This is a genomic window from Bacillus massilinigeriensis (genome assembly GCF_900117315.1).
In the GTDB taxonomy this organism is placed as follows: Bacteria; Bacillota; Bacilli; order Bacillales; family Cytobacillaceae; genus Bacillus_BE; species Bacillus_BE massilionigeriensis.
The window spans coordinates 2714782-2727211 of sequence record NZ_LT630337.1 but is presented as its reverse complement, the minus strand read 5'-3'; the positions used below and the strand labels follow the sequence as shown (position 1 = coordinate 2727211).

Here is a 12430-nt window from a genome sequence, read left to right as displayed (position 1 = left end):
TGTATGCAGAGGAGGGAATCTAAGGTGGCTACCCCTGTATCTGTCAACGAGAAGAAGGAGTTCATACGCTGGTTCCTTAATCATTATCAATTAAAAAGACGAGAATGTGTGTGGATTTTAAATTATTTAATGAGTCATGATCAATTAATGGAGAAGGTCCATTTTGTTGAGCATGCTGGTTATTGTCCTCGTGGTCTTGTGATGAGCACGCATTGTGTCGATGAAGTGCCTTTTCGATTTTATAAAGAAAACGTGATGACAACCGATGCGGAAAAATCCTTCCATGACATTCGTCTTAATAGGGATGAGGAGATTTATATTCAGCTGAATTTTCACGCCTCCAACCTAGCGCACCAATATGCTGCAGTGCTAGAAGATAATCCCTATATGCCAAAAAATCTTCAGATAAGTGATAAGGACAAAATCTTAGCTGAAAGACTTCTTAGCGAAAGTATTGAAACATTTCAAAGAGAGAAATTGCTCAGATTAATTGATGAAGCACTAGATAGGAATGATAAGGAAGCCTTCCTAGTTTTAGCTAAACAATTGAGTGATTTAGGGAATAATTAATGTAAGCTTGCTTTTTAGCAGGCTTTTTATTTTGCTCTTATTTCTAAAAGGATGAATGTGTTATGATGAACATAATGAAAGACATTTTCGATTGACAGGAGTGATTGTTTTTGAGGTGGGACTCAAAGGATATTGATGTATTTATGAATGCAAGAGAATATGTTGATACCGTTGTATTACCGTTGCTCCCTGTATCATTTGGGGAGGATATGAAGCAAGTTGTTGGGATGGGGGAATTTATTACTTTATTAGCTCCTCAATTAGAAAAGCAATTTAAAGGAAGAATGCTTCTACTACAAGGATTTAATTATTTGAAAAGCAATGAAACGGACAAGCTAGTGGCTGATTTACATGAATGGGAGGAGCAATTCCAAAGCAACGGATTTAAACATATTTTCTTTATTACCTCAGACAGTGACTGGAAAGCGGTGGAGAATCAGTTGAAGGGTTCGCTTATTTGGTTGCCTTCTATCCCCTTAGAGAGCATGGATGAAAAGTATAAAAGAACCATTTTAGAAAATCAAGTGACACAATTGTTACAGCTTATTATTCAAAATTGGCAGAAGGATTGATAATTTTTTGATTATTTTGACACAACCTTGCCATGTTTTCATCTCAGTAGCGTATTGACCTTGTATAAAAGTTGATATATCATGGTTATGTCCTAGTTTTATAATGTGTTGAATTATGTCCGTTGGACTCAACTTTAGAAATAGGGGGGGGAAATGAATGAGTAAACAACGTGTTTCAAGACGTCAATTCCTTAACTATACACTTACTGGTGTAGGCGGTTTCATGGCTGCTGGAATGCTAATGCCAATGGTTCGGTTTGCAGTTGATCCTGTATTAAAGGCAGATGCAAGTGGAGATTTTGTTACAACTGATAAGAAAATTTCTGATATAACAGCTGAACCGACACGGGTTGACTTTACTTTTACACAAGTTGATGCTTGGTATGAATCAGATGTAACAAGTACTGCATGGGTATATAAGAGTGATAATGGTGACATTGTTGCATTATCTCCTGTGTGTAAGCATTTGGGATGTACGGTTAACTGGAATGAAGACAAAGCAAATCCAGAACACTTCTATTGTCCGTGCCATGGTGGTCTTTATACAAAGGATGGTACGAACGTTGCAGGTACACCACCAATTGCACCACTTGATGTCTATCCGTTAAAAGAAGTGGATGGATTCTTAGCTTTAGGTAGAAAAGCAGAACCGCGAAAGGGGGCGTAGATCTTGTTAAACAAACTTTATGACTGGGTTGATGAACGTTTAGATATTACGCCTTTGTGGCGCGATATTGCAGACCATGAAGTTCCTGAACATGTAAACCCTGCGCATCACTTTTCTGCATTCGTTTACTGTTTCGGTGGTCTTACATTTTTCATCACGGTAATTCAAATTTTATCTGGAATGTTCCTAACAATGTACTATGTTCCAGATATAAAAAATGCTTGGGAATCAGTATATTATTTACAAAATGAAGTTGCTTTTGGACAAATCGTCCGTGGCATGCACCACTGGGGTGCTAGCTTAGTTATCGTAATGATGTTTTTACATACGTTACGCGTTTTCTTCCAGGGCGCATACAAAAAACCTCGTGAACTTAACTGGATTGTTGGGGTTTTAATTTTCTTCATCATGCTAGCTCTTGGTCTTACAGGTTATTTATTACCATGGGATATGAAAGCGCTATTCGCAACAAAGGTTACACTTAACATTATCGATTCTGTTCCATTAATTGGACCATATTTGAAAACACTAATTGCGGGTTCACCTGATATCGTTGGGGCACAAACCATTTCACGTTTCTTTGCAATCCATGTATTCTTCTTACCTGCTGCATTGTTTGCGTTATTGGCTGCCCACTTTATGATGATCCGTAAACAAGGAATTTCCGGACCATTGTAAAATTTAAATTTACTAACTTAATAACTTCGATAAGAAGGAGGGGATTGCTAAATGCATCGAGGAAAAGGGATGAAGTTTGTAGGTGATTCACGTGTACCTGGACTTCAACATCGTAAGCCAAATATTCCAAAAGATTATTCGGAATATCCAGGCAAAACGGAAGCTTTCTGGCCTAACTTCCTTTTAAAGGAATGGATGGTTGGTGCGGTATTCTTAATCGGATTTTTATGTTTAACGATTGCTCATCCATCACCACTGGAAAAAATCGCTGATCCGAGTGACACAGCTTATATTCCAATGCCAGACTGGTATTTCTTATTCTTATATCAATTACTTAAATATACGTATGCATCTGGTCCATATAATTTAATAGGGGCACTTGTTATTCCTGGTCTTGCTTTCGGAGCATTATTATTGGCTCCATTTATTGATAGAGGACCTGAACGCCGTCCATCTAAACGACCATTTGCAACTGGCTTTATGCTATTAGCACTTGCTGCAATCACATTCTTAACTTGGCAATCAGTAGTTAACCATGACTGGGCAGCTGCTAAAGAACAAGGGAAAATTGTTGCAGAAGCTGAAATAGACACAAAATCTGAAGGCTATCAAATTTATGATAAACAAGGCTGTCTAGCTTGTCATGGTGATAATCTTCAAGGTGGTGCTGCAGCACCTTCGCTTGTTGACAATGGATTAAAACCTGAAGAAATTTCTAAGATAGCTAAAGAGGGTATTAAAACAATGCCAGCTGGCGTCTTTAAAGGCACTGATGAAGAATTACAAAAGCTTGCTGAATTTATTTCTTCTGTAAAAAGTAAATAACATGTTTGAGAAGCTGACGAATTTTTTCGTCAGCTTTTTTGTTATTTTAAATTTTTGATACATTATTAATATATTTTGGTAGAATACAAATAATAGTTTTGTTAAATAATTGCAGAAAGACGAGGAATGATATGAATTGGATTTATGCTTTTTTATCAAATAGAAATATTTTATGGCTTCTTTTGATTGTTAATGTGATTGGAACCATTTATGGTTACTATTGGTATGGATGGCAGCTAGCTGAGACACCGGCAATCTTTTTGCCCTTTGTTCCAGATAGTCCTACTGCAAGCCTATTTTTTGTCTTCGTATTGATTGCCTTTTTATTAAAAAGGAATTGGCCTCTCATAGAGGCATTTGCAATTGTTACTTTATTTAAATACGGAATTTGGGCGGTAGTGATGAATCTTCTAGTTCTTAAGGTTACAGGAGAATTAGACTGGACTGGCTACATGCTTATGATTTCTCATGGGGCGATGGCGATACAGGGCCTTCTCTATGCTCCATTCTATCGGATGAAACGATGGCATCTTGTTGTTGCAAGTGTTTGGACATTACATAATGATGTCATTGATTACGTATTTTTTATGCTTCCACGATACCAAGTACTCCATTCTTACATACATAACATAGGCTACTTTACCTTTTGGTTAAGTATATGTTCCATTGGAATTACATATTATTTTTCATTAAGAAAAAATAGATTTCAACTTCATATGAAATATTAGAATAATGGTCTAACCTTGTCCATCCACTCATAACATTTAATAGTAATTAGAGGGGGGACAAGGATGAGAGCAAAGTATGCCATATTTGCTTTAATTATACTACTACTAATTCCATTATCAGCTGAAGCAGAAACTACATCACCTATTGAAAAATTGGATCGTATTTCAGATGAGTCGCTTCAAATGGTTAAATCTGAAAGATACGAGGATGCCCAAAAGTTACTTCAATATTTCTCCAATCAATTTGAGACGATAAAGGGAGAACATTCATTAACTATGGATGAATTAAGAATGGTGACTTTTTTCTATGATGAGGCGTTAGAGGCAACAACTGGCGTGGATATGATGAAAGAGGAAAGAATAAAAAAGGTGACAAAATTTAGATTAATAATGGATGCTTTGAACTCTGAATATCAACCGATGTGGGCAGAAATGGAGGATTCCATTATGCAGACGGTTGGTGAAGTAAGAAAGGCGGCCAAGAAAAAGGACATTGAAACCTTTCATTCGGAGCTAAATTCTTTTTTGTCCCAATATGAGCTGATATACCCAAGTATCAAGCTGGATATTGAAGCGGAACGGATTCAAAAGCTAGAAGCTAGAATAAATTATATCGACCATTATCGTTCACAAGTAATTGAATCCTCTACTAGCCAGAAAGAGTTAGAATTATTGGAATCTGATCTCCATCAAATATTTACACAAGTTTCCGAAGACGATGCTGATCCTTCACTTTGGTGGGTTATGATTTCAACTGGAAGTATCATTATTGTTACATTAACCTATGTAGGATGGAAAAAATATAGGGGACAAAGAGAAAAGGCTAGAAATCGATCTAGAGGACAAAAAGATTGACAACATTTTTGTATAATGAATAGAATAGAATCAATCAATGGTGTTTAAGGAGGATTTTGCTTACGTGATTATGCTAGTTTATTTCGCTATCATCATTTTGGTTCCAATCTGGGCTCAGATTAAGGTTAAAGGAGCATACAATAAGTATTCCAAAGTTGCTTCCTCTTCATATTTAAGAGGAGCGGAAGTTGCTAGAAAAATTCTTGATGATAATGGGCTTTACAATGTAGGTGTAGAAGAAGTTAGAGGACATTTAACAGATCATTATGACCCGCGTACGAAAACCGTTCGTCTATCAACAGGAAATTATCATAGCCATTCTGTAGCCGCTGCTGCCATTGCTGCTCATGAATGTGGACACGCTATTCAGGATCAACAGGATTATGCCTTCCTTAGATTCAGACATGCCCTTGTTCCTGTGGCAAATTTAGGTTCAAATTTATCTTGGATTTTGATTATGATTGGGATTTTTGCTCAATTAAGCGGAATGCTCTTACTAGGAATTGTATTTATGGCTGCCGCTGTATTATTTCAGGTCGTCACTCTTCCGGTGGAGTTTAATGCATCTAATCGTGCGATGGATCAAGTGGTATCCCTAGGAATCATTCGAAACGATGAAGAAAGAGAAACCCGTAAGGTATTAAATGCCGCTGCATTAACCTATGTAGCCGCTGCGGCAGTTGCGGTTCTAGAGTTACTTCGTTTAGTTTTAATATTTACTGGCATGCAAGGTGATGAAGATTAATAAAGAAAGAGCCTGATGATAAATTCAGGCTCTTTCTTCATATAATAAATCAAATGATCACCTTTCAATCGGCATTTTGTTTTCATCCAATGTGAAGCCTTCACCAAGGACATCATGAACAATAGTTACTGATACAAAGGCGTGTGGGTCAATAGAATGGATAATATTTTTTAATCGAACAATTTCGTTCTTTGCAACCACACAATATAATACTTCTCGTTCTTCCTTTGTAAAGGATCCGTATCCCTTGAGAACGGTAACTCCTCGATACATCTCCTCCATGATTTTCGCAGCAATTTGTTCGTTACTGTTTGATATAATCATTGCCCCTCTTGCAGCATAAGCACCTTCTTGCATAAAATCAATTACTCTTGCACCGATAAAAACGGCGACTAAAGTATACATTGCTTCACGATAGGATAAGTAAAAAATCCATGAAAGAACGATGACGCAAAAGTCAAAAATAAACATCGTTTTTCCCATACTCACGCCAAAATATTTGTGTGTTAGCCGCGCAATGATATCCACTCCGCCGGTAGTACCGCCAAATCGAAAGATTACACCAAGTCCAATTCCAATAAAAATGCCAGCAAAGAGAGCAGCTAACATGAGATCATCATATAGAGGCATTTCAAAGGAATATCTTTGAAAGATCCATAAAAAAATGGACACACTTACAGTTCCAATAATCGTATATATAAAGGTTGATTTACCTAATAGTTTCCACCCAACAAAAAACAAAGGTATATTCAAAATTAAATTTGTATAGGAAGGATCCCATTTAAAAAGGAAAAAGAGAAGTAGAGTAATACCAGTAAATCCACCTTCTGCTAATTTGTTTTGCATATTAAAATGCACAAGACCAAATGCTAAAATCGCAGCTCCTATTAGAATAAAAAATGTATTTTTCAATCGAATACCAAATATCATAAAATTTCCTCTCTTTCCGACAATATGAAAATGAGCTAATTTATTATAATGCACAAAAATAGCAATGGCAACACGACGGGATCCACTATTTTTTAAAAGAAAGAGATCTCACTTTCATTTAATGAAAATATTTGTAATAATAATTATATTTAGCTAACATGAAAGGGAAATACCCATTCTTTTCTACTTCATTGTACCCATGAACTATACATGATAATAGTAAGGTGATGAATATGTCAGAAAAAACCATGAAGGAAATGCAAAACGAAGTACATAAGTATATTAGTCAATTTAAAGAAGGCTATTTTAGCCCCTTGGCGATGCTAGCAAGATTGACGGAGGAGTTAGGCGAATTAGCAAGAGAGGTCAATCACTATTATGGAGAAAAGCCCAAAAAGACGACTGAAGAGGAAAAAGAGATAGAAGATGAACTAGGAGATTTGTTATTTGTTACTATATGTTTTGCGAATTCTTTAAATATCGATTTAGAGGAAGCACATGACAGAGTGATGCACAAATTCAACACGAGAGACAAAAACCGTTGGACAAGAATTGATGGGGAAGAAGGAAAATCATGAATAAGGTAAAGGTTGTTGTAGCAGGGCCGAGAGGAAAGATGGGAAGAGAAGCTGTTCAAATGGTATTAAAAACAGAAAACTATCAATTAGTTGCTGTCATTGATTATAAAAATGATGGAAAAAAGTTAAGTGATCTAGAGGGATTTCACAATATTGAGGTGCCTGTGTACTCCAATATAGAAACCTGTTTTCAAAATGTGTCGGCACATGTATTAATTGATTTAACAACGCCAGAGATAGGAATGCATCATACGAAGACTGCTCTTACATATGGAGTAAGACCTGTTGTCGGGACCACTGGATTCACAAAGGAAAATTTAGATGAATTAAGAGCTATTTGTGAAGAAAAACAATTAGGCTGTATCATTGCTCCAAATTTTGCAATTGGAGCTGTACTTATGATGAAATTTTCACAAATGGCAGCAAAATACTTCCAAGATATTGAAATCATCGAGTTACATCATGACCAAAAACTAGATGCGCCATCCGGTACAGCCATAAAAACAGCTGAAATGATTGGTGAAGTTAGAGAAAGTAAAGGTCAAGGCCATCCAAATGAAAAGGAAACCATCAATGGTGCAAGAGGAGCAAAATTTGATGGGATGCATATCCATTCAGTGCGATTACCAGGATTAGTAGCGCATCAACAAGTATTATTTGGCTCTGATGGTCAAACATTAACTATCCGACATGACTCCTATAACCGCGCATCATTTATGTCAGGTGTTAAGCTTTCAGTAGATACAGTATTAAATCTTGACACACTTGTTTACGGGCTAGAAAACATACTTGAATAAAAGGGGCTAAGTTTATGAATATCGCATTAATTGCACATGACAGAAAAAAAGATGATATTGTTCGGTTTGCTATAGCTTATAAGAAAATCTTATCAAAACACTCCTTGTATGCAACTGGAACCACTGGTCTTAAAATAATTGAAGCAACGGGTTTATCCGTCCATCGCTTTCAATCAGGTCCGCTAGGTGGGGATCAAGAAATAGGATCGAGAATCGCCAAGAATAAAATGGATTTAGTTATTTTTTTACGAGATCCATTAGCCGCTCAGCCTCATGAGCCAGATGTCTCTGCTCTTATTCGTCTTTGCGATGTGTATTCGGTGCCACTAGCAACAAATATGGGCACTGCTGAAGTGTTAATAAAGGGATTACAAAGGGGAGATCTATCCTGGCGAGAAGTTATTCGAGAAAATAGTGGTGAAAAAAGTTGATGAACATGGAGAACTTACATATTCTAGCCTTCGGAGCCCATGCAGATGATGTTGAAATTGGTATGGCAGGAACTATCGCAAAATATTCTTCTCAAGGAAAGGTAATAGGAATTTGCGATTTAACCCATGCTGAGCTTTCTTCCAACGGAGATGTTGAAACCCGAAAAAAAGAAGCAAAAGAATCAGCAGGGATACTTGGTGTGAAGGTTAGGGAAACACTAGATTTGCCTGACAGAGGACTTTTATTGAACGATAAAGCCATTCGTAAAATCGTAAATGTCATTAGAAAATATCGCCCACAAGTGGTTTTTGTACCCTATCCAGAGGACCGACACCCTGATCACGGCAATTGCACACGCCTTGTCGAGGAGGCCATCTTTTCTGCAGGCATAAAAAAATTCGAGGATGAGGAAGAGCTTCAGCCTCACCGCGTAACAAGTCTTTACTATTATATGATTAACGGCTTTCATAAGCCTGATTTTGTCATTGATGTAACAGATTTTATGGATGAAAAGATTTCATCTCTTAATGCCTATAAAAGCCAATTCATGAGAGTGAAGAATAGCTTCGATACCCCTTTAGTCAATGGATATATAGAAACTGTGAAGGCAAGAGAACGATTATTTGGCACTGAGGTTGGCATTCCATTTGCCGAGGGGTTTAAGCTGAAGAAGCCGTTTCTTGTTAATAAAGATTTATTAGGAGTATAAAATGAATAAAAAGTTAAAGATAGGAATTACCTGTTATCCAACGGTTGGCGGATCAGGTGTTGTGGCAACAGAGCTAGGAAAGATGCTTGCTGAACGTGGATATGAAATTCACTTTATTTCCTCCAGTCTCCCATTTAGATTGAAAAAGATGTACCATAACATTTATTACCATCAAGTGGAGGTAAATCAATATAGTGTATTTCAGTATCCACCATATGATATTGCGTTAGCAAGCAAGATGGCGGAGGTTATTAATCGAGAGAATTTAGATTTACTTCATGTTCACTATGCGATTCCGCATGCTGTTTGCGCGATTTTAGGAAAACAAATGAGTGGTAAAAATGTAAAAATCGTTACTACCTTACATGGGACGGATATTACAGTTTTGGGATATGATCATTCACTAACAGATGCAATCCGCTTTGGAATAGAGAAATCAGATGCCGTCACAGCTGTTTCAAATTCTTTAATTGCCCAAACCTACGATTTAATAAAGCCTGATAAGCTAATTGAACCAATTTTTAATTTTGTTGATGAAAGAGTGTACAAAAGGGTAGATGCACAGCATTTAAAAGAGGAATTTGAAATATCAGATGAAGAAAAGGTAGTCGTCCATGTCTCTAATTTTAGAACGGTAAAAAGAGTAACAGATGTTGTTCATGCATTTAATAAAATTTCTCAACAAATTCCTGCTAAGCTACTTTTAATCGGAGATGGTCCTGAAATGTCAGTCGTTTGCAATCTCATTGACGAATTAGGACTTAGAGAAAAGGTGCTTCTTCTAGGAAGGCAGGAAAGTTTGGAAGACTTATATTCTATTAGTGACTTAATGCTCCTTCTGTCGGAGAAAGAAAGTTTTGGACTTGTTGCGTTAGAAGCAATGGCATGTGGGGTTCCATGTATCGGTACGAATATAGGTGGAATTCCGGAAGTAATTGAAGATGGGTATAACGGATATCTATGTCCCCTTGGTGATATCGATACCATCTCAAGGAAGGCATTAAGCATTTTGGAGAATGATGAAAAGCTACAAGAGATGTCATCAAACTCAATTAAAATTGTCCATGAAAGATTTCTTGCAGATATGATTGTTAGCCAATATGAGGAAATCTACCTACGCCTATTTAATGGAGAGAAAAAATGAAGCAACCATTTCTAAAAGCCGTTCCATTATTGGAGATAATTGAAGCTAATGGTTTTGAGGCCTATTTTGTTGGAGGTTCCGTTCGGGATTATTTGCTTGATAGAGAGATCACAGATATCGATATTGCATCATCTGCAACGCCGGCAGAAATTAAGAGTATTTTTTCAAAGACAATTGATGTAGGAATAGAGCATGGAACAGTGGTCGTTATTTTTGAAGGTGAAACCTATGAGGTAACAACCTTCCGCGCTGAAGAGGAATACATGGATTATCGCAGACCGAAGGAAGTTGTTTTTATCCGTTCCTTAATTGCCGATTTAGAGCGTCGTGATTTTACGATGAACGCAATGGCTATGGACAAAACAGGAAATATCATCGACCCCTTTTTCGGAAGACAGGCGATTGAAGATAAAGTGATTAAAACAGTAGGCATGGCAGAAGAGAGATTTAAAGAGGATGCTCTTAGAATGATGAGAGCTCTTCGATTTAGCAGCCAATTATGCTTTGAAATTGACTCAGCCACCTTTTCTGGTTTAGTTCAGTATGGTTATTTGCTGGAGAAAATAGCCGTTGAAAGACTACTAGTAGAATTTGAAAAACTATTATCCGGTCAGAATCGTAATGGCGCTTTAAAACTGTTATTAAAAAGTGGGCTTTTTCAATTTCTACCAGGATTCCATTCTCATCAACAAGAAATTGAAAAGCTAAGTGAGATGACAATTAATGAGCTTCATGTAGATGAGATTTGGCTTTTATTAACACATTTACTTGGATTAAATGGGAAGAATGTGGAACCATTTTTAAGAAAATGGAAATTTCCTGTAAAAAGAATTCATTGGATTCAAAAATGTTTAAACTGGTTAGAAAATCGACTGAAAAAGGAATGGACCATTGAGTCTATATATCACGCAAATGAAGAAGTATTTAATAGTGTTGAAAGAGTTTTTAATATAGTTTCAGGAAATGAGGTAAATACTTCTATCAATCATCTTAATCAGGTATACAAAAGCCTCCCGATAAAATGTCATTCAGATTTAGTAGTGTCAGGACGAGACTTGATGAATTGGTATCAGGCAGATGCGGGACCTTGGATAAAAGAGAAATTGTCTTTGATTGAAGAAGCAGTGTTACATAAAATTATTGAAAACAAGAAAGAGTCAATAAGGGAGTGGCTTTTAAGTTGCAATCAGAGTTGAGAAAGAAGTTACTTGATGCCTTTACAAATAGCAAAGAAGAATACTTATCTGGGCAATATATTGGGGACTTATTGGGAATATCAAGAGCGGCAGTATGGAAGCATATCGAAGAGTTAAGAAAGGAAGGCTTCGAATTAGAGGCCGTTAGGAGAAAAGGGTATAGAATCATTAATACGACGAAAAATGTAACAGCTGATGAAATCAGACTAGGCCTGAAAACACAGTTTATCGGTCAGTATATTCATTATGAGGATCGGGTCGATTCAACCCAAAAGATTGCCCAACGCTTAGCATATGATGGTGCTAAAGAAGGGACAATGGTTATTGCTGAAGAGCAATTCTCCGGAAAAGGGAGAATGGAGCGAGCTTGGCATTCTCCTAAATACACCGGTGCATGGATGAGCTTAATTCTTAGACCGAAGATTCCTATTCAAAATGCTCCACAGTTGACTTTATTAACTGCTGTTGCCGTAGTTCAAGCAATTGAAGAGGTCACATCACTTTCACCGCAAATTAAATGGCCTAACGATTTATTATTAAATGGGAAAAAGGTAACAGGTATCCTAACAGAGCTTCAAGCGGAAGCCGATTGTATTAAATCAATCATTATCGGAATAGGAATTAATGTTAATCAAAAGCTTGATGATTTTCCACATGAACTTCAAGCAATTGCTACCTCACTTGCTATTGAGGAAAAGACGGAAGTAAATCGGGCTGATGTAATTAGGGCTGTTCTGACTAATTTTGAAAAACTCTATATTTTATATTTAAATAGTGGATTTCAACCAATTAAGCTCTTATGGGAAAGCTATGCGGTAAGCATTGGAAGAACAATCATTGCTCGTACACTAACAGGTGAATTAAGGGGCAAAGCTTTAGGAATTACTGATGAGGGAGTTTTGAGGCTAGAGGACGAAAATGGTAAAATCCATTTAATCTATTCTGCTGATATTGAGCTAAAAGAAAAGTAGACTGTATTCTTTGCCCTTCTGTGAATTCAAAAA

Annotated in this window: 16 protein-coding genes; 15 read left to right on the top strand and 1 reads right to left on the bottom strand. The window is 36.8% G+C overall.

Annotation, left to right across the window (positions count from 1 at the left end):
* Positions 1-24: 24 nt before the first annotated feature.
* The 8 genes from BQ6100_RS13565 to BQ6100_RS13530 all read left to right on the top strand — a co-directional run bounded on the left by BQ6100_RS13565 (position 25) and on the right by BQ6100_RS13530 (position 5640).
* Complete coding sequence (locus tag BQ6100_RS13565) at positions 25-570, top strand: ReoY family proteolytic degradation factor (protein WP_075982121.1); 546 nt, start codon at positions 25-27, stop codon at positions 568-570.
* Between the two features lie 110 nt (positions 571-680).
* Positions 681-1142 (top strand): YpiF family protein, encoded by a 462-nt coding sequence (locus BQ6100_RS13560; RefSeq protein ID WP_075982120.1) that lies wholly within the window; start codon positions 681-683, stop codon positions 1140-1142.
* Between the two features lie 157 nt (positions 1143-1299).
* A complete protein-coding gene (locus tag BQ6100_RS13555; RefSeq protein ID WP_075982119.1) occupies positions 1300-1809 on the top strand; it encodes a QcrA and Rieske domain-containing protein in 510 nt (169 codons plus the stop codon).
* 3 nt (positions 1810-1812) lie between these two features.
* On the top strand, positions 1813-2487 hold the full coding sequence (gene qcrB, locus BQ6100_RS13550) for a menaquinol-cytochrome c reductase cytochrome b subunit (RefSeq protein WP_075982118.1): 675 nt from the start codon (positions 1813-1815) through the stop codon (positions 2485-2487).
* Between the two features lie 51 nt (positions 2488-2538).
* On the top strand, positions 2539-3312 hold the full coding sequence (locus BQ6100_RS13545; RefSeq protein ID WP_075982117.1) for a menaquinol-cytochrome c reductase cytochrome b/c subunit: 774 nt from the start codon (positions 2539-2541) through the stop codon (positions 3310-3312).
* Between the two features lie 131 nt (positions 3313-3443).
* Positions 3444-4040, top strand: a complete 597-nt coding sequence (gene lhaT / locus BQ6100_RS13540) for a lipoprotein heptaprenylglyceryl N-acetyltransferase LhaT (RefSeq protein ID WP_075982116.1) — start codon at positions 3444-3446, stop codon at positions 4038-4040.
* A 63-nt stretch (positions 4041-4103) separates the two neighbouring features.
* Positions 4104-4895, top strand: a complete 792-nt coding sequence (ypjB, locus tag BQ6100_RS13535) for a sporulation protein YpjB (protein WP_075982115.1) — start codon at positions 4104-4106, stop codon at positions 4893-4895.
* Positions 4896-4965: 70 nt separating this feature from the next.
* Positions 4966-5640: a zinc metallopeptidase gene (locus BQ6100_RS13530; RefSeq protein WP_075983577.1), complete on the top strand. Its 675-nt coding sequence runs from the start codon at positions 4966-4968 to the stop codon at positions 5638-5640.
* A gap of 57 nt (positions 5641-5697) precedes the next feature.
* On the opposite strand, the gene BQ6100_RS13525 is transcribed toward BQ6100_RS13530, so the two are convergent.
* Entirely contained in the window at positions 5698-6570 is an 873-nt protein-coding gene (locus BQ6100_RS13525; RefSeq protein WP_075982114.1) for a YitT family protein, read from the bottom strand.
* 233 nt (positions 6571-6803) lie between these two features.
* Here BQ6100_RS13525 and BQ6100_RS13520 point away from each other — a divergent pair, with 233 nt between their 5' ends.
* Genes BQ6100_RS13520 through BQ6100_RS13490 form a run of 7 tightly spaced genes read left to right on the top strand, consistent with a single transcriptional unit; the run spans position 6804 to position 12397 of the window.
* Positions 6804-7148, top strand: coding sequence for a nucleotide pyrophosphohydrolase (locus BQ6100_RS13520; protein WP_075982113.1), 345 nt, complete (start codon positions 6804-6806; stop codon positions 7146-7148).
* A complete protein-coding gene (gene dapB / locus BQ6100_RS13515) occupies positions 7145-7945 on the top strand; it encodes a 4-hydroxy-tetrahydrodipicolinate reductase (protein WP_075982112.1) in 801 nt (266 codons plus the stop codon). Before BQ6100_RS13520 ends, dapB begins: the two co-directional genes overlap by 4 nt.
* 14 nt (positions 7946-7959) lie before the next feature.
* Entirely contained in the window at positions 7960-8376 is a 417-nt protein-coding gene (gene mgsA / locus BQ6100_RS13510) for a methylglyoxal synthase (protein ID WP_075982111.1), read from the top strand.
* Positions 8376-9086 carry a bacillithiol biosynthesis deacetylase BshB1 gene (bshB1, locus tag BQ6100_RS13505; protein WP_075982110.1) on the top strand — a complete coding sequence of 237 codons (711 nt, stop codon included), beginning with the start codon at positions 8376-8378 and terminating at the stop codon, positions 9084-9086. Before mgsA ends, bshB1 begins: the two co-directional genes overlap by 1 nt.
* Position 9087: 1 nt before the next feature.
* Complete coding sequence (gene bshA / locus BQ6100_RS13500) at positions 9088-10230, top strand: N-acetyl-alpha-D-glucosaminyl L-malate synthase BshA (RefSeq protein WP_075982109.1); 1143 nt, start codon at positions 9088-9090, stop codon at positions 10228-10230.
* Complete coding sequence (locus BQ6100_RS13495) at positions 10227-11426, top strand: CCA tRNA nucleotidyltransferase (RefSeq protein ID WP_075982108.1); 1200 nt, start codon at positions 10227-10229, stop codon at positions 11424-11426. Before bshA ends, BQ6100_RS13495 begins: the two co-directional genes overlap by 4 nt.
* Positions 11411-12397: a biotin--[acetyl-CoA-carboxylase] ligase gene (locus BQ6100_RS13490; RefSeq protein WP_084780403.1), complete on the top strand. Its 987-nt coding sequence runs from the start codon at positions 11411-11413 to the stop codon at positions 12395-12397. The genes BQ6100_RS13495 and BQ6100_RS13490 overlap by 16 nt, the downstream gene beginning before the upstream one ends.
* Positions 12398-12430: the final 33 nt, after the last annotated feature.